The sequence below is a fragment of the Pseudomonas sp. 22515 genome (assembly GCF_052044625.1).
Taxonomy (GTDB): domain Bacteria; phylum Pseudomonadota; class Gammaproteobacteria; order Pseudomonadales; family Pseudomonadaceae; genus Aquipseudomonas; species Aquipseudomonas alloputida.
Window position 1 is genome coordinate 213,923 of sequence record NZ_JBQENN010000001.1, and the last position, 19,461, is coordinate 233,383.

Consider the following 19,461-nt stretch of genomic DNA (forward strand, 5'->3'; position numbering starts at 1 on the left):
GCGACACAAGGCCGCTCCCACAAAGACCAGGCTTGCTGGCCAGATGCCTTAACGGTCGAGATCGTCGACCGCTTCCTGCAGCTCTTTACGCGAATCGGCCAGTTTGTCCTTGCGCTTGTTGATCTTCTCGGCGTCGCCTTTCTTCTCGGCCTTCTTCAAGTCCTTTTCCCGCTGCGCCACTTCGTGACGTGCATCGAGCACCTTCTGCTCACGTTCCTTGCGCAGGCTGGCGTCGGTGCAGTTGTCCACACCGCGCAGAGCTTCTTCCAGCCCTGCAACCTGGCCGCTGTTGCCGTGGTCACGGGCAATTTTCAGCTGGTTTTCGATGGCGCTGCGCTTGGCGGCGCAACCGGTCAGCCCGGCGTCCGGCTGGGCAGCCTGAGCAGTACCCGCAGCCAGGCCCAGTGTTGCGAGCAGGAAAAGAGTCGAAATACGTTTCATGAAAAGCCTCCTGAACGGGGCGGGGCAGCAAAAGTTGGGGGAAATCCTGCCTTGGTTTTGCCCATTTAGAAACCCTTGGTGAGGTTTTCTGCTCGAGTCTCAGGTTTTTCCTACGCACTATTTGGTAAAAAATCATTGCTCAATGCGCTGGGGTGGGGGCCGGAAACCTTCTATGCCGGTTTCGGCCAACTGTGCGGCGATGGCTTGCACCTCAGAGGCCGCGAAAAATTCCACAAGTTGGCGCGAGCGTTTTGCGCCGATGCCGGGCACAGTTTGCCATTGCCCGGCGCTGCGTGAAGCCAGCGCCTGCCAGTCGCCAGTTAGTGGCAAATGCTTGCCAATGGGCACGCCAAGGGCGCGCAGCCATTGATCGAAGGGGCGTGAGCGGGCTTCGTCGAAACTGCCCAGCAGGTGTGCCGCGGTGAGTCTGCTGATGCCGGGGGCCTGCTGCAGGCGCTCGGCATCGAGCTGCAGCCAATCGGTCATGGACGTTACCAAGCCCGCTTCGACCAGCCGACGCCATGTGCCGGGCCCGGTGCGGGGCAAGGCCAGGCCCTGTTTACCGCCAAGCCAGGTGAGGCGGGCAATGAATTGCTCATCACAGCCCTCGCTGGCTTGCCAGCAGCTGTGGGCATGATAGCGGTCGGGCGCAGGCGCGGCGACCGCCTGGCGTTCGACCGTGCGATGCACCACTTGCTCCAGGCGTGGAATGGTCAGCCCGGCCAGGCTGATGGCCACCTGGTCGCCGGGGCGGATGTCGAGGGTGTGCCAGCGCGCCAGCGAACCCAGGCTTACCTGGGTAATCCGTCGGTCGTCCAGGGTGACCGGCAGCAAGTGCAACACGGGCGTGACCCTGCCGGTGCGGCCAACCCGAAAGCGCACGTCGCGTACTTCGGCCAAGGCTTGTGCATAGGGATACTTCCAGGCCGCGATCCAGTAGGGCGCCTTGGCCTGCCAGCGCTCGGCAGGTGGCCGACTGCTCTGGCGCAGGATTACACCGTCGGTGGCGAAGGGCAGAGCAGAGCGATACCAGTGCTCGCGCCAGTGTGCTGCATCCTCCAGCGTGTCGATGGCGATGCTGTAAAGCTGGCTGTCCGGAAAACCCAGTTGTGCCAGTTGGGCAAGGCGTTCGGTCTGTTGCTCGGGGCCGTGCGGCCAGCCCCACACGAACAGGCCGATAGCGTTGCCTTGTGCGCCAGTCAGTTGCTTGCGTGCGAGCAGCCCGGCCACGGTACCCCGGGCGTTGGCGCTGCCTGCCTTGGCTTGCACATGATCGTTCAGGCGCAGATACAGCTCACCTTGCAAGTGCAGGTCGAGCGCCTCAGGCAACTGCCGAGTGACAGCGTCGAGTTGCGGGATGTGTCGGCTCCAGTCATGGCCGTTTACGCCGTCCCCCCGGCTGGTCAGCTGCACCAATCGGCCCTGTTGGTAGGTGAGGGAAACGGCTACGCCGTCGACCTTGGGCTGTACCCACACGCCGCTCTTGCCGGCCATCCATCGCGCCACGGCCTGGCGGTCTGCCAGCTTGTCGACGCCGGTATGCGGCACGGGGTGGGGGACCGGGCCGCGAGCGTTGGCCAGGGGGGAGGGGCTGGTGCCAACCGCGAAGCACTGCTGCAGGTGGTTCAGGCGCTCGCGGCTCTGGTCGTACAGTTCGTCGGCCACCAGGGCTATGCCCTGGCGATGGTAGTGCTCGTCCCATCGGGCAAGCGTGGCGCGGAGTTGCGCAACTTCGGCCTTGGCCTGTTGCGGGCTCCACTGTGGGCATGAGGCAGCCCTGGCCAATGGGGCGTTCAGTGCAAATAGCAGGGCGAACAACAACAGGTACGGCATGGCCTGGCATCCTTGCATGGCGGGGAAGCGCTTAGCGTAGGCAGGTAGCGGGGCGGACGGTGCGTGCAGTTGTCAGGTGATATTTCGCGGGTGCTCGTCTCCCATCCCGAGGTTGCGCAAAAAACCAGCGCGGCGCTCGATCTCACAGGCGATGAAAATGCCGTGACAGGCACAAAAAAGCCCCTGCCGATCGCTCGGCAGGGGCTTTCGTCTGGCGCTGTAGGAGGCTTACAGGCCGGCAGCGTCACGCAGCGACTGGGCGCGGTCGGTGCGCTCCCAGGTGAAGGTGGTGAAGGTGTCGTCGCCGACAGTCTTCTGCTGCGGGGTGCGGCCGAAGTGGCCGTAGGCAGCGGTTTCCTGATACATCGGGTGCAGCAGGTCGAGCATGGTGGTGATGGCGTACGGACGCAGGTCGAAGCATTCGCGCACCAGCTGGATGATCTTGTCGTCGGAGACCTTGCCGGTACCGAAGGTGTTGATCGAGATGGACGTCGGCTGGGCTACGCCAATGGCGTACGACACCTGGATCTCGCAACGCTCTGCCAGGCCGGCGGCGACGATGTTCTTGGCCACGTAGCGGCCGGCGTAGGCGGCGGAGCGGTCGACCTTGGACGGGTCCTTGCCGGAGAACGCACCACCACCGTGGCGGGCCATGCCGCCGTAGGAGTCGACGATGATCTTGCGGCCGGTCAGGCCACAGTCACCCACCGGGCCACCGATGATGAAGTTGCCGGTCGGGTTGATGTGGTACTGGGTGCCCTTGTGCAGCAGTTCGGCAGGCAGGGTGTGCTTGACGATCAGCTCCATCACGGCTTCTTGCAGGTCTTTCTGCGAAACCTCCGGGTTGTGCTGGGTCGACAGCACCACGGCGTCGATACCGACCACTTTGCCGTTCTCGTAGCGGCAGGTGACCTGCGACTTGGCATCCGGGCGCAGCCATGGCAGCAGGCCGGACTTGCGTGCCTCGGCCTGGCGTTCTACCAGACGGTGCGAGAAGCAGATCGGTGCAGGCATCAGGACTTCGGTTTCGTTGCTGGCATAGCCGAACATCAGGCCCTGGTCACCGGCGCCTTGGTCTTCCGGCTTGGAGCGGTCCACGCCCTGGGCGATGTCTACCGACTGTTTGCCGATGATGTTCATCACGGCGCAGGTGGCGCCGTCGAAGCCGACGTCGGAGCTGTTGTAGCCGATGTCGATGATGACTTTGCGCACCAGGTCTTCCAGGTCGACCCAGGCCGACGTGGTGACTTCGCCGGCGATGATGGCGACACCGGTCTTGACCAGGGTTTCGCAGGCTACGCGGGCGTATTTGTCCTGGGCGATGATGGCATCAAGGACAGCGTCCGAAATCTGGTCGGCGATCTTGTCCGGATGCCCTTCGGACACGGACTCGGAGGTGAAAAGGGAGTATTCGCTCATCTCGAAGGTTCCTGAAATTTACCGATGGTGTATGTCGCCAGCCGTCCGCTGAAAATGGCGGACCTGGATCTGGAAACCGTTACGCAAGCCCACGTACAGGCTGTCCGCATGGGCCAGCCCGGCAGCGTTGGCCCAGCGCGCCAGGTCATCCTGTTCGAAGCCCAGCCAGAGGTCGCCGCAGGCTTCGCGCGCCCACCCCTGGTCATGGCTGCACAGTTCGGTGACCAGCAGGCTGCCGCCTGCCTTCACCCGTTTGGCCAGCTGGCGCAAGGCCAGGGCCGGGTCGCTGAAATGGTGCAGCACCATGTTCAGCACAACGCAGTCGGCGGCCACATCCGTTGTACCCAGTGCGTCGGCCAACTGCAGGTTCACGTTGTCGAGCCCTTCGCGCTGGCACACCTGGCGCGCAAGCTCGAGCATGGTAGGACTGTTGTCCAGGGCGGTGACCTGGGCGAAGCGCCGGGCCAGGTCGGGCAGGAAGCCACCGTCGCCGGGCCCGACTTCCAGCGCGCTGGCGGCCGGGTCGAAATGCAGTTTGTCGAGCAGCGCCAGCAGGCTGTCGCGGTACTGCGGAAGGCCGGCGATCAGGTCCTGCTGGGCACGGAATTTCTCTTCCACGCGCAGGAAGAAGTCCTGGCTGGTGGCCGCCCGGCGCTGCTGGACATGGGCTATGCGCGCCTGCACATCGGGCGGCAGGGCCAGGTCGTCGACTTCTTCGAGCAGCGCCGCGTGCAGCCGCCCCCCCAGGCGCAGGCCATCGGGCAGGGCACGGCGGTAGAAGATGGCGTTGCCTTCGCGGCGGGTTGCCACGAGGTCGGCCTGAGCCAGCACCTTGAGATGATGGCTCATGCCTGACTGGCCGATGTCGAAGATCTGCGCCAGTTCCAGCACGCCGAACGAGTCGTTGGCCAGTGCGCGCAATACGTTCAGGCGCAACGCATCGCCACTGGCTTTGCACAGGGCGGCCAATGTTTCGCGTTGCTCGGGGATCGATTGCGCACGCAGATTCATGGGGCGGCAGTCTAGACAGGCATCGATGCCCTAGCAAGGCCAATATCAAAAAGTTTTGATATTGGCGATGAGCTGCAAGCCGAAAGCCTCAAGTGACACGCTTTGGGGCGCCCCGAGTCGCGCTCTGCTTCTTCAGTTGCGGCTTAAAGCTGGCGCTTGGCGCTTAAATGTTTGCCCCAAGCGCCCCCAGTGGGCGAAAATGGCCGCCTTTTTCGTGACACCACCTATTCAAGCCCCCTAGGAGATCAGCGATGCCCAGCCGTCGTGAACGTGCCAACGCCATTCGTGCCCTCAGCATGGATGCCGTGCAAAAGGCCAACAGCGGCCACCCAGGTGCCCCCATGGGCATGGCGGATATCGCCGAAGTGCTTTGGCGCGACTACCTGAAGCACAACCCGAGCAACCCGAGCTTCGCCGACCGTGACCGCTTCGTGCTGTCCAACGGCCACGGTTCGATGCTGATCTACTCGCTGCTGCACCTGACCGGCTACGACGTCACCATCGATGACATCAAAGGCTTCCGCCAGCTGCACAGCCGCACCCCGGGCCACCCGGAGTACGGCTACACCCCAGGCGTTGAAACCACCACCGGCCCGCTCGGCCAGGGTATCGCCAACGCCGTGGGCTTCGCCCTGGCAGAAAAAGTACTGGCTGCCCAGTTCAACCGTGACGGCCACACCATCGTCGACCACAACACCTACGTGTTCCTCGGCGACGGCTGCATGATGGAAGGTATCTCCCATGAAGTCGCCTCGCTGGCCGGCACCCTGGGCCTGAACAAGCTGATCGCCTTCTACGATGACAACGGCATCTCCATCGACGGCGAAGTGCACGGCTGGTTCACCGACAACACCCCGGCGCGCTTCGAAGCCTACAACTGGCAGGTGATCCGCAACGTCGACGGCCACGATGCCGAAGAAATCAAGATGGCCATCGAGACCGCCCGCAAGAGCGATCGCCCGACCCTGATCTGCTGCAAGACCACCATCGGTTTCGGTTCGCCGAACAAGCAGGGCAAGGAAGACTGCCACGGTGCCCCGCTGGGCAACGACGAAATCGCCCTGACCCGCCAGGCCCTGAACTGGAACCACGGCCCGTTCGAAATCCCGGCCGACATCTACGCCGAGTGGGATGCCAAGGCCGCCGGTGCCAAGGTTGAAGCCGAGTGGAACCAGCGCTTCGACGCCTACGCCAAGGCCTACCCGGAGCTGGCTGCCGAGTTCAAGCGCCGTGCCAGCGGCGAGCTGCCGGCCGACTTCAGCGAAAAGGCCCAGGCCTACATCAATGAAGTGGCTGCCAAAGGCGAAACCATCGCCAGCCGCAAGGCCAGCCAGAACGCCCTGAACGCCTTCGGCCCGCTGCTGCCCGAGTTCCTCGGTGGTTCGGCCGACCTGGCCGGCTCCAACCTGACCCTGTGGAAAGGTTGCAAGGGCGTCGAAGCCAATGACGCCAGCGGCAACTACGTGTTCTACGGCGTGCGCGAGTTCGGCATGACCGCCATCATGAACGGCGTTGCCCTGCACGGTGGCCTGGTGCCTTACGGCGCGACCTTCCTGATGTTCATGGAATACGCCCGCAACGCCGTGCGCATGTCGGCCCTGATGAAGCAGCGCGTGATCCACGTGTACACCCACGACTCCATCGGTCTGGGCGAAGACGGCCCGACGCACCAGCCGATCGAGCAGCTGACCAGCCTGCGCAGCACCCCGAACCTGGACACCTGGCGCCCGGCCGACGCGGTGGAGTCCGCCGTGTCCTGGAAAAACGCCCTGGAGCGCAAGGACGGCCCATCGGCGCTGATCTTCTCGCGCCAGAACCTGCAGCACCAGGACCGCAATGCCCAGCAGATCGCCGACATCAGCCGCGGTGGCTATGTGCTCAAGGACTGCGCCGGCGAGCCTGAACTGATTCTGATCGCCACCGGTTCCGAAGTGGGCCTGGCTGTTCAGGCCTTCGACAAGCTGACCGAGCAAGGCCGCAAGGTGCGCGTGGTTTCCATGCCGTGCACCAGCGTGTTCGATGCCCAGGACGCTGCCTACAAGCAGTCCGTGCTGCCGCTGGAAGTCGGTGCGCGCATCGCCATCGAAGCTGCCCACGCTGACTTCTGGTACAAGTACGTCGGCTTGGAAGGTCGTATCATCGGCATGACCACCTACGGTGAGTCGGCGCCGGCTTCGGCATTGTTCGAAGCGTTCGGCTTCACCCTGGAGAACATCCTCGGTACTGCCGAAGAGCTGCTGGAAGACTGATGTAACAAATGGAGGGCAGTGACGCCCTCCAGGTCGTGCAAGGGGAGGGCTTTGCCCTCCATCGCGACGCAAGGCCGCTCCCACAGAAACGGTNGGATGGCGCGGTCCCTGTGGGAGCGGCCTTGCGTCGCGATGGGCCGCAACGCGGCCTCAAAGCCATCATGCGTTAGCGAGCCAACCAATGCCCCACCCGCGTCCCTACAAAGTTGCACTCAACGGTTATGGCCGTATCGGCCGCTGTGTCCTGCGCGCGCTGTTCGAGCGGGGGGCAAAGGCCGGTTTCGAGATCGTCGCGCTGAACGATCTGGCCGATCAGGCCAGCCTGGAATACCTGACACGCTTCGACTCCACCCACGGGCGTTTTCCCGGCGAGGTCAAGGTCGACGGCGACTGTCTGCACATCAATGGCGATTGCGTGAAGGTAATGCGCAGTGCCACCCCCGAAGGCATCGACTGGGCTGCGCTGGGCATCGACCTGGTGCTGGAGTGTTCCGGTGCCTATAACACCCGTGCCGATGGCCAGCGTTTCCTCGACGCCGGTGCGCCAAGGGTGCTGTTCTCGCAGCCCATGGCCAGCGAGGCCGACGTTGACGCCACGGTGGTCTACGGCATCAACCAGGCCTGCCTTACCGGCAGCGAGCGCCTGGTGTCCAACGCCTCGTGCACCACCAACTGCGGCGTGCCGCTGCTGCGTGTGCTGGACCAGGCGTTCGGCATCGAATATGTGCAGATCACCACCATCCACTCGGCGATGAACGACCAGCCGGTGATCGATGCCTATCACCACGAAGACCTGCGCCGCACGCGTTCGGCCTTCCAGTCGGTGATTCCCGTGTCCACTGGCCTGGCGCGTGGCATCGAGCGCCTGCTTCCGGAACTTGCCGGGCGAATCCAGGCCAAAGCGGTACGTGTACCGACCGTCAACGTCTCGTGCCTGGACATCACCCTGCAGACTGCCCGCGACACCAGTGCGGCCGAAGTCAACCGAGTGCTGCGCGAGGCTGCGCTGGAAGGTCCGCTTAAAGGCTTGCTGGCTTACACCGAGCTGCCGCACGCCAGTTGTGATTTCAACCATGACCCACATTCGGCGATCGTCGATGCCAGCCAGACGCGTGTTTCCGGGCCCCGCCTGGTAAACCTGCTGGCGTGGTTCGACAACGAATGGGGTTTTGCCAACCGTATGCTCGACGTTGCCGAACACTTTCTGCACGTCGTTCACCCAACCCGCAACAAACAGCCCTGAAGGACTGCATTCATGACCGTGTTGAAGATGACCGACCTCGACCTGCAAGGTAAACGCGTACTGATCCGCGAAGACCTCAACGTGCCTGTGAAGGACGGTGTGGTAGCCAGCGATGCGCGTATCCTGGCAGCGCTGCCGACCATCAAGCTGGCCCTGGAGAAGGGCGCAGCGGTAATGGTCTGCTCGCACCTGGGCCGCCCGACCGAAGGCGAATTCTCTGCCGAGAACAGCCTCAAGCCGGTCGCCGATTACCTGAGCAAGGCCCTGGGCCGTGACGTGCCGCTGGTTGCCGACTATCTGGACGGTGTCGCGGTACAGGCCGGTGAACTGGTGCTGTTCGAGAACGTGCGCTTCAACAAGGGCGAGAAAAAGAACGCCGACGAGCTGGCGCAGAAGTACGCTGCCCTGTGTGACGTGTTCGTCATGGACGCCTTCGGCACCGCCCACCGCGCCGAGGGTTCCACTCACGGTGTAGCCAAGTTTGCCAAAGTCGCTGCTGCAGGCCCGCTGCTGGCTGCCGAACTGGACGCCCTGGGCAAGGCCCTGAAGGCCCCGGCCAAACCAATGGCGGCCATCGTTGCCGGCTCCAAGGTTTCCACCAAACTGGACGTGCTGAACAGCCTGAGCAGTGTTTGCGACCAGCTGATCGTCGGCGGCGGTATTGCCAACACCTTCCTGGCCGCTGCTGGCCACCCGGTGGGCAAGTCGCTGTACGAGCCTGACCTGGTCGACACCGCCAAGGCCATCGCGGCCAAGGTCAGCGTACCGCTGCCAGTCGACGTGGTCGTTGCCAAGGAGTTCGCCGAGACCGCCGAAGCCACCGTCAAGGCCATCGCCGACGTTGCTGCCGACGACATGATCCTGGACATCGGCCCGCAAACCGCGGCCAACTTCGCCGAGCTGCTGAAATCGTCGAAAACCATTCTGTGGAACGGCCCGGTGGGCGTGTTCGAATTCGATCAGTTCGGCAACGGCACCAAGGTACTGGCCAAGGCCATCGCCGACAGCGCCGCATTCTCCATCGCCGGTGGCGGTGACACCCTGGCAGCCATCGACAAATATGGCGTCAGCAAGGAAATCTCCTACATTTCTACCGGTGGTGGCGCCTTCCTCGAGTTCGTCGAGGGCAAGGTCCTGCCAGCTGTGGCAATCCTGGAAGAGCGGGCCAAGGCCTGATGACGTCGGCGCTTGGCAAAGGGAGTGGCCTGGTGGTCAAACAATTGCCTGTGATGATGCTGGCCGGTCTGCTGAGCGCTTGCGCGGGCAGCCCGGCCTCGGATGCCGACCCGGCGCAGTCGCACAAGGGCGGTTGCTATCAGTCCGAATGGCAGGCCGAGACTGTGCCGGTCATCGGCAAGCGCGTGGGCCCGGAAGGCCTGGAAAAGTACGACGAAGACCACCAGCGCAAGGCGCCGGGTTGCCCTTGATCGGGTAATAGGCAACCTGAACGTTGATTTGTGGTCTTGAGGAAGGGCTGCACAGCAGCCCCAAATCGAGGAAACTGAATGAAAGCGCTTTTGGCCGTGACGGCCCTGGCGACACTGGCAGGATGCTCACTGCTGCAGCCGGCGCAACCGGCCCCGGCAGACAACTGGACCCGTTGGGTCTGCGACACCCAGGCTGAGGTGCTTTGGCGCTTCGCCGATGCGCAACGTGACCAGGTTGACGTGCGCCTTGGCGGCGGCGACCAGGTGTACCGGCTCAAGGCTGAACCGGGTGCCTCGGGTGCGCTGTACAGCGATGGCATGCTGGCCTTCCACACCAAGGGCGAAGAAGGCCTGGTGTACTGGGTGGCAACCAACGATCTGATTGGGCGGGGCTGCAAGGCACCGTGACTGGCCGGGCCGCGAGGGTGGCCCACACTACTTGAACAGCAACCGCCCCTGCGGCAGGCTTGCACGAAACAAACGACGCTTGTCGGGAGAGAGATACACAATGGCACTCATTAGCATGCGCCAGATGCTGGACCACGCCGCCGAGTTCGGCTACGGCGTACCAGCTTTCAACGTCAACAACCTCGAGCAGATGCGCGCCATCATGGAAGCGGCCGACAAGACCGACTCCCCGGTGATCGTTCAGGCTTCGGCCGGTGCCCGCAAATACGCGGGTGCGCCATTCCTGCGCCACCTGATCCTGGCTGCCATCGAAGAGTTCCCGCACATCCCGGTGTGCATGCACCAGGACCACGGTACCAGCCCTGACGTCTGCCAGCGCTCGATCCAGCTGGGCTTCAGCTCGGTCATGATGGACGGTTCGCTGGGTGAAGACGGCAAGACCCCGACCGACTACGAGTACAACGTCCGCGTTACCCAGCAGACCGTTGCCATGGCTCACGCCTGCGGCGTTTCGGTTGAAGGCGAACTGGGCTGCCTGGGCTCGCTGGAAACTGGCATGGCCGGTGAAGAAGACGGGATCGGCGCCGAAGGCGTGCTGGATCACAGCCAGATGCTGACCGACCCGGAAGAAGCCGCCGACTTCGTCAAGAAGACCCAGGTCGACGCCCTGGCGATCGCCATCGGTACCAGCCACGGTGCCTACAAGTTCACCAAGCCACCAACCGGTGACGTGCTGGCCATCGATCGTATCAAGGAAATCCACAAGCGCATCCCCAACACCCACCTGGTGATGCACGGTTCGTCCTCGGTACCGCAAGAGTGGCTGGCGATCATCAACCAGTACGGCGGCGACATCAAAGAAACCTACGGTGTACCGGTCGAAGAAATCGTTGAAGGCATCAAGCATGGCGTGCGCAAGGTCAACATCGATACCGACCTGCGTCTGGCCTCTACCGGTGCCATGCGCCGTCTGATGGCGCAGAACCCGAGCGAGTTCGACCCACGCAAGTTCTTCGGTGAAACCATCAAGGCCATGCGCGACGTGTGCATCGCTCGTTATGAGGCCTTCGGCACCGCGGGCAATGCTTCGAAGATCAAGCCGATCTCTCTGGAAGGTATGTACCAGCGCTACCTGAAAGGTGAACTGGCCGCCAAGGTCAACTGATCGACAGGTAACCCTGAAAAACCCGCAGTGATGCGGGTTTTTTTATGGGCGATGGAAACCTGTACATAATTTCCGCAGACCGACCGTTAGTCGGCTACCGTACAGTTTAACCATTGATAGCGTTCTGATTGCATTGCGTGTTGCAGCCTCAGGACTAGAGTACTAATGGATCCAACCGTATTTTGAAGTCGGTCACATAACAGAGAAGCAGCATGGATGGCGCTTACCCTCAACAGCAGCCACTGGATGGCAGCTCAGTTCTTCTGGTGGTAGACGACTACCCCGAGAACCTCATCAGCATGCGGGCCTTGCTGGCCCGGCAGGATTGGCAAGTATTGACGGCGAGCTCTGGGATAGAAGCCTTGAGCGCGTTGCTTGAGTACGAAGTCGACCTGGTGTTGATGGATGTACAGATGCCGGAAATGGACGGCTTCGAAGTCGCCCGGCTGATGCGCGGCAATCAGCGTACTCGACTGACCCCGATCATTTTCCTCACCGCCAACGAACAGTCCGACGCGGCCGTGCTCAAAGGCTACGCCAGCGGCGCCGTGGACTACATGTTCAAACCGTTCGACCCGCAAATACTCAAGCCCAAGGTCCAGGCGCTGCTCGACCAGCAGCGCAACCGACGCATGCTGCAGCAGCTCAGTCGCGAACTGGAGGCGGCCAGGGCATTCAATGCGTCCATCCTGGAGAATGCCGCCGAAGGCATTCTGGTGGTTGATGCCCAGGGCATCATCAGTTTTGCCAATCCGGCCATTTCCCGTTTGCTGGCGGCACCGGTGCAACAACTGCAGGGCACCCCATTGCTCGACGTTGTGCAACTGACCAGTACCAGCCTGTGGCGCGAGTCGGACTTCTACAAGGCCTACCAGGGGCGGCAGATCTTCCGCGTACATGATGCCCAACTGCGGACCCAAGGGGGGGAGCTTGTGCCGGTGGCGCTGTCCTGTGCGCCGTTGCCGGCCGACCAACAGGCCATGGTGGTGACCGTGCTGGACATGTCGGTGGTGCGTAACTTGCACCAGCAGCTGGAATACCAGGCCATTACCGACCCGCTCACCGGCCTGCTCAACCGCCGTGGTTTTTACCAGGCTGCTGAAGGTGCTCTGTTGCGCAACGAGCGCTCGGACAAGGCGCAGGCGCTGATGTACATGGACCTGGATGGCTTCAAGCGCATCAACGACTCGCTCGGCCACGACGCGGGCGACCGGGTGTTGCGCTGGGTGGCCGAGCAGCTCAAGGACTGCCTGGGCAGTGAGGCCTTGCTGGCGCGTATGGGCGGGGATGAGTTCACTGCACTGTTCGACAGCTTGCCCTACCCGGAGCAGGCCGGGCGTTATGCCGAACGGTTGCTCGAGCGTGTTTCCATCAGCCATGAGGTCGACGGGCTCGATGTATGCCTTGGGGTCAGCATCGGCATTGCCACCTACCCGGACTGCGGCGCCAATGTTGAAGGCCTGCTGCGTTCGGCCGATGCAGCGATGTACGCAGCCAAGCAAGCGGGGCGTCAGCAATACCGCTTCTACGACCAGGAACTCAACGGACGGGCGCGCTCGCGATTGATGCTCGAGGACAGCGTGCGCACGGCCATCGAGCAGCAGGACTTTACCTTGGTGTATCAGCCACAGGTCGCCTTCCACGATGGCCGCCTGCGTGGTTTCGAGGCGTTGCTGCGCTGGCAGCACCCCAGCGTTGGCGATGTACCGCCGGGGCTGTTCATCCCGTTGCTGGAAGAAGCGCGGCTGATCAATCGCCTGGCCAGCTGGATCTACCGCCAGGGGGCCGCGCAGCGGCAGGCCTGGTACGACAGGTTTCCGCCGGACCTTGTGCTCGGCATCAGCCTGAGCCGCGCGCAGTTCGTCATGCCTGGCCTGGTCGAGGAACTGCAACGGGTCATCCAGTTTTACCAGCTTGTCCCGACGCAGTTGGAGGTGGAAGTGGCGGAAACGTCGCTGATGTATAACATCGACGCGGCCGTCAAACAGATACACCGCTTGCGTGAGCTGGGCGTGAGGGTGGCCCTGGATGACTTTGGTGCGGGTGACTGTTCGTTGCGCATGCTGCGCGACCTGCCTATCGACACCCTCAAGCTTGACCGGCATCTGGTGGCCCGTCTGCCCGATTCGGCGGTAGATGCTGCGTTGGTTCGCAGCGTGATCGGCCTGTGCGCCGACTACCGTATCACGGTGATCGCCGAGGGTGTGGAGACCCCGGCGCAGGCCGCCTGGCTCAAGGCCAATGGTTGCGAATACGTTCAGGGTTTCTTGGTGGCTTATCCGATGACCGCTGCTGACGCTAGCGGCTTCCCGGCAATTTTCTCCTGGCCAGGGCCGTGATTGGCTAGAATCGGCATTCGTTACGCCGAATACAGCGCCATGACCGTACTACGTTACTTGCAAGCCTACCCCCCGCACCTGCAGGCGCAGGTGCGGCAGATGATCGACAGCGACCGCCTGGGTGAATACCTGCAGCGCCGTTACCCTGACCGCCATGACGTGCAAAACGACAAGGCGCTGTATGGCTATGCCCAGGATCTGCGCCAACAGTACCTGCGAAGTGCGCCAAACCTGGACAAGGTGCTGTTCGACAGCCGCCTCGATCTGACGCATCGGGCCCTGGGCTTGAACACGGCGGTGTCGCGGGTGCAGGGTGGCAAGCTCAAGGCGAAGAAGGAAATCCGCATTGCCTCGCTGTTCAAGGAGGCCGCGCCACAGTTCTTGCGCATGATTGTTGTGCACGAGTTGGCGCACCTGCGCGAGCGAGATCACAACAAAGCGTTCTACCAGCTCTGCCAGCACATGGAGCCGGACTATCACCAACTGGAATTCGACCTGCGCGTCTACCTGACCTACCGGGAGCTGCCGGGCAACCTCTAAGGAACATGCAGCATGGAAGTGAGCAAGACCAAGAGCAGCTTCTACCGCCGCCTGTACGTGGCCTGGCTGATCGATAGCCAGACCGCGACCAGCGTGCCCGCCCTGATGGAGGCCACCGGCATGCCCCGTCGTACAGCTCAGGACACTATCGCCGCGCTGGCCGACCTGGACATCGTCTGCGAGTTCGAACAGCAGGAAGGCGCACGCAACCACGCCGGGCATTATCGCATTCATGATTGGGGAGCGATCGACAAGCAGTGGATCATCCGTCACTTGCGGCAAATCCGCGAAGTGCTGGGCTACCCCTGATTTGAAAAGCCTGCGCGGTCGCCCGTAGGAGCGGGTTTCCCCGCGAACACGGGCGAAGCCCGTGCCATCCCCCTCAGTGCCTGCCTCGCGGGCAGGCCCGCTACCACACGGTTGACTCAACCCCTACGCATGCCGATAGACGAGATGCCGTCCACCAGCGACTCGCCGCTCACCACCGCAAACCCATGGCGGGCATAGAAATCCTGCAAGTGCGCCTGAGCCGACAGAAAAACCGGCACCCCCGGCCAACAATGCTCCGCCGCCTCCAGCCCCTTCAGCAGCAAGCTTTCTTCAAGGTTCAAACCTCGTGCCTGCGCTGATGTCACCACTCGTCCGATCACCACATCCCCACCTTGTGACTGCGGATCCAGCAGGCGCAGGTAGGCCACCAGCTTGTCTTCCTGCCAGGCCATGAGGTGCAGGGTATCGCCAGTCAGGTCCTGACCATCGACTTCCTGGTAGGCGTGGCGCTGCTCCACCACGAGTACTTCAGTGCGTAGCTGCAAAATGGCATAGAGCTGCTCCTTGCCGAGGTCGGTGTGGTGCTTGCAGAGCCAGTCGATTGACATGGGCACGAACTCCTTGGATGGGGCTCGATCATCGCATGCTGCATGTGCTTCGGCCAAAATAGAGGCTAAATGACACTATTGGCCGCTGCCCTCGGCAACCGCTTTGTGTAATCTCACTGGCAGTGTTGCCCTCCATTGCGAAAGGACGTGAGCATGCGGCCACTGCTTTGTGTTCTGGGTTTACTGGCAACGATGCTGGCAACACCTTCCCCGGGTCACGCCAAGCTACGCCTGGTGGCCGATAACTGGCCACCGTTCACCGATGCCAAGATGCCGGGCGGCGGCCTTGCGACCAGCATCGTTACCACGGCACTGGCGCGTGCCGGCTACGCCAGCGGCTATGAAGAGGTGCCGTGGGCGCGTGCGTTGCTGGGGGTAGGTGAAGGGCGCTACGACGTGCTGATCAATGCCTGGTACAACGACTCGCGCGCCAATATCGGGCAATTCTCCAGCGCCTACCTGAGTAATCGTATTCGCCTGCTGCAGCGTAAGGGCGAGGCGTTTAGCTACAAGCGTCTGTCTGACCTTTATGCCTATAGCATTGCCGTAGTGCGTGATTACGCCTATTCACCGGAATTCGACGGGGATCCCCGTCTGCACAAAGTGCCGGTGCGCAACTTTTCTTCTGCGGTACGCATGTTGGCGGCAGGGCGGGTAAGCCTGGCGGTGGAAGACGAGTACGTGGCCCGCTACAACCTGCAGCGTGAGCCGCAGGATGTGCGTGATGGGGTGATGCTGGTGGATCCGCCGCTGGGGGAGAACACCCTGCATATTCTGGTCAGCCTGAAGCACCCGGAGCATGATCGGATCGTCGAGCGCTTCGAGCAGGCGATAGCGGCGATGAAGGCCGATGGCAGCTATGCCCGGCTGCTGCGTCAGTATGGCTTTTGAGCACAGGCACTAAAACGATCAGGCCGGGGCATTCTCCTTGATCAGGTGTGCCGCCAGGGTCCGCAGTGGCCCCAGCTGGCGGCATATCAACGCCAGCTGCGTCTGCACCAGCCGCTGATGCTCATCCAGATCTTCCGGCATCTGCTCCAGGGCATTGGCCAGCGCCTCTTCGGCATCACTGTGAATCGCCACCGGCAGCCGTGCGGCCAGGCCGTTGGCAATCTCATCCAGGCTGCTGGCCAGGCTTTGCCCGGCGCCTTCGATCAACTGCTCCTGCACCTCTGCTGGCAACGCCGTGTCGCGGTGCGCGCCTAACCCCGAGAGGTAGCTGAGCAACGTGTGCGACAGCACCAGGAAGCGAAAGCCAACGTCGGCCTCCTTACGGAAATGCCCCGGCTCCATCAGCATGTTGGCCAAGGTGGTGGACAGCGCCGCGTCAGCGTTGTGGGCATTGCGCCGGGCCAGGCGGTAGGCCAGGTCGTCGCGCTTGCCGTGGGCGTACTGCTGCATGATCTGGCGCAGGTAAACGCTGGCGCAGGCCAGGGTATTGGCCAGCGCCTTGTTCAGCCGTCGGCCCTGCCAGTCAGGCAGGAACAGGAACACTGCAAGAATGGCAATCAGGCTGCCGACCAGGGTATCGAACAGGCGTGGCAGGAACAGGCCGTAGCCATCGCCGATCTGGTTGAAGCAGAACAGCACCATCAGGGTGATCGCGGCAGTGGCCAGGGTGTAGCGGGTGGTGCGGTTGACGAAGAACACCACCCCGGCAACCACGGCGAACAACGACTGGATGACCGGGTTGGGGAACAGGTCGAACAAGGCCCAACCCACTGTCAGGCCAACGGCAGTGCCGAAGATTCGCTGCACCAGCTTGCGCCGCGTGGCCCCGTAGTTGGGCTGGCACACGAACAGCGTGGTGAGGATGATCCAGTAGCCCTGGGTCGGGTGAATCAGGTGCACCATGCCATAGCCGATCGACAGCGCCAGCGGCAGGCGCAAGGCATGGCGGAACAACAGCGAGGTCGGTGTGAGCTGGGTGCGCAGGCGCGTCCACACGTCCTTCAGCGAGCGCGGCGAGCGGTCGAGCAGGCTGCTGTCGCTGGCGTCGGCCAGGCTGTCCGGGTTGCTGGCGGCACTGAGCAGGCGGTCCAGTGTTGCCAGGTTGGCGGCGAGTGCCCGCAGTGAGCGCAACAGGCCGCGCCAGGCCGGGTTGCTCTGGATGCGCAGGTGCTCCAGCGAGGCGTTGAGGTCTTCGAGGGCTTCTGGATAACCGCTGGCCAGCACGAATGGTTGGCGCAGGCGGATCGAGCGGGCCAGTTCCTGGCAGGATGAACCCTGCTTACGCAACAGGCGCTGGCAGCGGAACATGACGTCGCTGTGGAAAAACGCCTCGGTCAGTGCGTTGTAGGGGTAGTGCGAGGCACTGACACGCTCGTGGATGTCCTGGGCCAGGAAGTACAGCTTGAGGTAGCGGCTTACCTTCGAGTTGGGTTGGCTGTTGCCCACCCGGTGCAGGATGATCTCCTTGGCTGCGTTCAGCGCGGCCACCACCTTGCCGTTCTGCTGGGCCAGTTCCAGGCGCCGTGCCTCGACGTCGAGCGTGCGGACCGGTTCAAACAGGCTGGCCTTGAGCTTCAGGTAGCTGCCCAGCTCGAAGAACAGTTTGGCCAGGCTCTGTTGTACCGGCTGGTTGGAAAACAGCGCCTGCCACAGCACCGACAACAGCCCGTACCAGGCCGCACCTGCCACCAGCAGCAGCGGTTCGTGCCAGAAGTCGGTGACCTGACCGCCGCGCTGGTCCACGCCGATCATGGTGTAGACCGCAGTGATCAAGGTGGCCGAAGCGATGGCGCCGTAGCGCTCGCCCAGCGCCCCGAGCATGGTCAGGCCAAAGGCCGCCAGGGCCAGGGCAATGACGAAGATCCAGGGGTAGGGGAACAGCAACTCGACTGCCAGTGCAGCGATGGCGAAGCACACCAGGGTAACGGCCAGGGCGCTGAGGCGGCCCTGCCAGCTGTCGTCGGTTTCGGCCAGGGCGCTGGCGATGATGCCGAGGAACAGCGGAATCAGCAGGGCCATCTCGTTCTGGTACCAGCACAGGGCCAGGCTGCCGGTGAGGGCAATGGTGACCCGGATGCTGTAGCTGAACTTGTCTTGGCCCCACAGGCGACGCAGTGACTGACGGAACGAGCTCGATGACATGATGGCCTGCCAGGCGGTGATCAGAAGAATACCTTTCAGGGCCGGTTATTGGGGCCGCTTCGCGCCCCTTCGCGGGCACGCCCNGGGGCGCGCAGCGGCCCCAATAACGGCGCCAAGCACGGGCCAGCAAGAAGCGTTCCGTGCTGCTGAAAGGATTCTACTCTACACGAACTGCGCGGCGGCGTTCGCCGATGCCCAAGCCCACTGGAAGTTGAAACCACCCAGGTGGCCGGTGACATCCAGCACTTCGCCGATGAAGTACAAGCCGGGGCTTTTCAGCGATTCCATGGTCTTGGACGACACCTCGCGGGTATCCACGCCGCCCAGGGTCACTTCGGCGGTGCGGTAGCCTTCGGTGCCGGCTGGCACCACTTGCCAGTTCGCCAGCTTTTCGGCGATGTGCGCCAGTTCCGCCGGGGTGTACTGCTTCATTGGCTTTGACTCGAACCACTGCTCGGCCAACAGGTTGGCCAGCTTGCGGGTGAACACCTCGCCCAGCACGGTCTTCAGTTCGGCGTTGGCGCGTTCGGCCTGCATCTGTTGCAGCCAGGAAAGCGCATCGCGGTCGGGCAACAGGTTGATCTCGACCGTGTCACCGGCTTCCCAGAACGACGAGATCTGCAAGATCGCCGGGCCGCTCAGGCCGCGGTGCGTGAACAGCAGGTTTTCGCGGAAGCTGGTGCCATTGCAGCTGGCGGTGCAGTCCAGTGAGGTGCCGGACAATTCGGTGCACATCGCCTTGAGTTGGGGCTCGGTGATGGTGAATGGCACCAGCCCGGCGCGGGTTGGCAGCAGGGTGTGGCCGAACTGGCGGGCCACCTGGTAGCCGAAACCGGTGGCGCCCAGGGTCGGGATCGACAGGCCGCCAGTGGCGATGACCAGCGACTGGCAGGTGAACTGGCCGCCGCTGGTCTGCAGCAGGTAGCCGCTTTCGGTCTTCTCGATCTGTTCGATGCTGGTGTGCATGCGGATCTCGGCACCGGCCTCGTCGCACTCGGCCAGCAGCATGTCGAGGATGTCGCTGGCCTTGTTGTCACAGAACAGCTGGCCGAGCTTCTTCTCGTGGTACGCCACGCCGTGCTTGCACACCAGCTCGATGAAGTCCCACTGGGTGTAGCGGGCCAGGGCCGACTTGCAGAAGTGCGCGTTGTGCGAAAGGAAGTTGGCCGGCTCGGTGTACAGGTTGGTGAAGTTGCAGCGCCCGCCGCCGGACATGAGGATTTTCTTGCCTGGCTTGTTGGCGTGGTCGAGCAGCAGCACCCGGCGGCCGCGACGGGCACTGAGCTGGGCGCACATCAGGCCGGCGGCGCCGGCGCCAAGGATGATCACGTCGGTGGAGTGCACGGTATGAACCTTCAGATTTGAAATGCTGAACCCTGTGGGGGCGGGTTCACCCGCGAATGCGACGATGCATT

At 63.0% G+C, this 19,461-nt stretch carries 17 protein-coding genes; 10 read left to right on the forward strand and 7 right to left on the reverse strand.

Annotated features, from left to right (window positions below; translation table 11 throughout):
* Positions 1–48: 48 nt before the first annotated feature.
* From ACTJJN_RS00930 to ACTJJN_RS00945, 4 genes are all read right to left on the reverse strand, one after another.
* Entirely contained in the window at positions 49–441 is a 393-nt protein-coding gene (locus ACTJJN_RS00930; RefSeq protein ID WP_012053898.1) for a DUF1090 domain-containing protein, read from the reverse strand.
* 132 nt (positions 442–573) lie between these two features.
* Entirely contained in the window at positions 574–2,274 is a 1,701-nt protein-coding gene (ligB, locus tag ACTJJN_RS00935; RefSeq protein WP_324736829.1) for an NAD-dependent DNA ligase LigB, read from the reverse strand.
* Between the two features lie 228 nt (positions 2,275–2,502).
* Positions 2,503–3,693, reverse strand: coding sequence for a methionine adenosyltransferase (gene metK, locus ACTJJN_RS00940; protein ID WP_003249375.1), 1,191 nt, complete (start codon positions 3,691–3,693; stop codon positions 2,503–2,505).
* 18 nt (positions 3,694–3,711) lie between these two features.
* Positions 3,712–4,704, reverse strand: coding sequence for an ArsR/SmtB family transcription factor (locus ACTJJN_RS00945; protein ID WP_324736830.1), 993 nt, complete (start codon positions 4,702–4,704; stop codon positions 3,712–3,714).
* Positions 4,705–4,955: 251 nt separating this feature from the next.
* On the opposite strand from ACTJJN_RS00945, the gene tkt reads away from it, so the two are divergent.
* The 9 genes from tkt (at position 4,956) to ACTJJN_RS00990 (ending at position 14,384) form a co-directional block, all read left to right on the forward strand.
* Complete coding sequence (tkt, locus tag ACTJJN_RS00950; protein WP_003249379.1) at positions 4,956–6,953, forward strand: transketolase; 1,998 nt, start codon at positions 4,956–4,958, stop codon at positions 6,951–6,953.
* A 181-nt stretch (positions 6,954–7,134) separates the two neighbouring features.
* Positions 7,135–8,196, forward strand: coding sequence for an erythrose-4-phosphate dehydrogenase (gene epd, locus ACTJJN_RS00955; RefSeq protein ID WP_003249381.1), 1,062 nt, complete (start codon positions 7,135–7,137; stop codon positions 8,194–8,196).
* A 12-nt stretch (positions 8,197–8,208) separates the two neighbouring features.
* The gene (locus tag ACTJJN_RS00960; protein WP_003249382.1) at positions 8,209–9,372 is read left to right on the forward strand and encodes a phosphoglycerate kinase; all 1,164 of its coding nucleotides are present in this window, start codon (positions 8,209–8,211) and stop codon (positions 9,370–9,372) included.
* Positions 9,372–9,623 (forward strand): hypothetical protein, encoded by a 252-nt coding sequence (locus tag ACTJJN_RS00965; RefSeq protein WP_014754651.1) that lies wholly within the window; start codon positions 9,372–9,374, stop codon positions 9,621–9,623. The genes ACTJJN_RS00960 and ACTJJN_RS00965 overlap by 1 nt, the downstream gene beginning before the upstream one ends.
* Before the next feature lie 78 nt (positions 9,624–9,701).
* Positions 9,702–10,031, forward strand: coding sequence for an MliC family protein (locus ACTJJN_RS00970; protein ID WP_004576614.1), 330 nt, complete (start codon positions 9,702–9,704; stop codon positions 10,029–10,031).
* A gap of 100 nt (positions 10,032–10,131) precedes the next feature.
* The gene (fba, locus tag ACTJJN_RS00975) at positions 10,132–11,196 is read left to right on the forward strand and encodes a class II fructose-bisphosphate aldolase (protein WP_010955535.1); all 1,065 of its coding nucleotides are present in this window, start codon (positions 10,132–10,134) and stop codon (positions 11,194–11,196) included.
* A gap of 212 nt (positions 11,197–11,408) precedes the next feature.
* Positions 11,409–13,535, forward strand: coding sequence for a putative bifunctional diguanylate cyclase/phosphodiesterase (locus tag ACTJJN_RS00980; RefSeq protein WP_324736831.1), 2,127 nt, complete (start codon positions 11,409–11,411; stop codon positions 13,533–13,535).
* Between the two features lie 39 nt (positions 13,536–13,574).
* The gene (locus ACTJJN_RS00985; protein WP_004576612.1) at positions 13,575–14,075 is read left to right on the forward strand and encodes a M48 metallopeptidase family protein; all 501 of its coding nucleotides are present in this window, start codon (positions 13,575–13,577) and stop codon (positions 14,073–14,075) included.
* A 12-nt stretch (positions 14,076–14,087) separates the two neighbouring features.
* On the forward strand, positions 14,088–14,384 hold the full coding sequence (locus tag ACTJJN_RS00990; protein WP_003249396.1) for a winged helix-turn-helix domain-containing protein: 297 nt from the start codon (positions 14,088–14,090) through the stop codon (positions 14,382–14,384).
* 116 nt (positions 14,385–14,500) lie between these two features.
* On the opposite strand, the gene ACTJJN_RS00995 is transcribed toward ACTJJN_RS00990, so the two are convergent.
* Positions 14,501–14,953: a GNAT family N-acetyltransferase gene (locus tag ACTJJN_RS00995; protein WP_012053892.1), complete on the reverse strand. Its 453-nt coding sequence runs from the start codon at positions 14,951–14,953 to the stop codon at positions 14,501–14,503.
* A 153-nt stretch (positions 14,954–15,106) separates the two neighbouring features.
* Here ACTJJN_RS00995 and ACTJJN_RS01000 point away from each other — a divergent pair, with 153 nt between their 5' ends.
* Entirely contained in the window at positions 15,107–15,844 is a 738-nt protein-coding gene (locus ACTJJN_RS01000) for a substrate-binding periplasmic protein (RefSeq protein WP_041168540.1), read from the forward strand.
* An 18-nt stretch (positions 15,845–15,862) separates the two neighbouring features.
* Here the strand turns inward: ACTJJN_RS01000 and yccS are convergent, their stop codons facing one another.
* Positions 15,863–18,046 (reverse strand): YccS family putative transporter, encoded by a 2,184-nt coding sequence (gene yccS / locus ACTJJN_RS01005; protein ID WP_003249401.1) that lies wholly within the window; start codon positions 18,044–18,046, stop codon positions 15,863–15,865.
* Positions 18,047–18,208: 162 nt separating this feature from the next.
* Positions 18,209–19,390, reverse strand: coding sequence for an NAD(P)/FAD-dependent oxidoreductase (locus ACTJJN_RS01010; protein ID WP_012053889.1), 1,182 nt, complete (start codon positions 19,388–19,390; stop codon positions 18,209–18,211).
* Positions 19,391–19,461 lie beyond the last annotated feature (71 nt).

Bases quoted from the DNA above. Each gene is read 5' to 3' on its own strand.
- ACTJJN_RS00930 (WP_012053898.1), bottom strand. From the start codon at position 441: ATGAAACGTATTTCGACTCTTTTCCTGCTCGCAACACTGGGCCTGGCT.
- ligB (WP_324736829.1), bottom strand. From the start codon at position 2,274: ATGCCGTACCTGTTGTTGTTCGCCCTGCTATTTGCACTGAACGCCCCA.
- metK (WP_003249375.1), bottom strand. From the start codon at position 3,693: ATGAGCGAATACTCCCTTTTCACCTCCGAGTCCGTGTCCGAAGGGCAT.
- ACTJJN_RS00945 (WP_324736830.1), bottom strand. From the start codon at position 4,704: ATGAATCTGCGTGCGCAATCGATCCCCGAGCAACGCGAAACATTGGCC.
- tkt (WP_003249379.1), top strand. From the start codon at position 4,956: ATGCCCAGCCGTCGTGAACGTGCCAACGCCATTCGTGCCCTCAGCATG.
- epd (WP_003249381.1), top strand. From the start codon at position 7,135: ATGCCCCACCCGCGTCCCTACAAAGTTGCACTCAACGGTTATGGCCGT.
- ACTJJN_RS00960 (WP_003249382.1), top strand. From the start codon at position 8,209: ATGACCGTGTTGAAGATGACCGACCTCGACCTGCAAGGTAAACGCGTA.
- ACTJJN_RS00965 (WP_014754651.1), top strand. From the start codon at position 9,372: ATGACGTCGGCGCTTGGCAAAGGGAGTGGCCTGGTGGTCAAACAATTG.
- ACTJJN_RS00970 (WP_004576614.1), top strand. From the start codon at position 9,702: ATGAAAGCGCTTTTGGCCGTGACGGCCCTGGCGACACTGGCAGGATGC.
- fba (WP_010955535.1), top strand. From the start codon at position 10,132: ATGGCACTCATTAGCATGCGCCAGATGCTGGACCACGCCGCCGAGTTC.
- ACTJJN_RS00980 (WP_324736831.1), top strand. From the start codon at position 11,409: ATGGATGGCGCTTACCCTCAACAGCAGCCACTGGATGGCAGCTCAGTT.
- ACTJJN_RS00985 (WP_004576612.1), top strand. From the start codon at position 13,575: ATGACCGTACTACGTTACTTGCAAGCCTACCCCCCGCACCTGCAGGCG.
- ACTJJN_RS00990 (WP_003249396.1), top strand. From the start codon at position 14,088: ATGGAAGTGAGCAAGACCAAGAGCAGCTTCTACCGCCGCCTGTACGTG.
- ACTJJN_RS00995 (WP_012053892.1), bottom strand. From the start codon at position 14,953: ATGTCAATCGACTGGCTCTGCAAGCACCACACCGACCTCGGCAAGGAG.
- ACTJJN_RS01000 (WP_041168540.1), top strand. From the start codon at position 15,107: ATGCGGCCACTGCTTTGTGTTCTGGGTTTACTGGCAACGATGCTGGCA.
- yccS (WP_003249401.1), bottom strand. From the start codon at position 18,046: ATGTCATCGAGCTCGTTCCGTCAGTCACTGCGTCGCCTGTGGGGCCAA.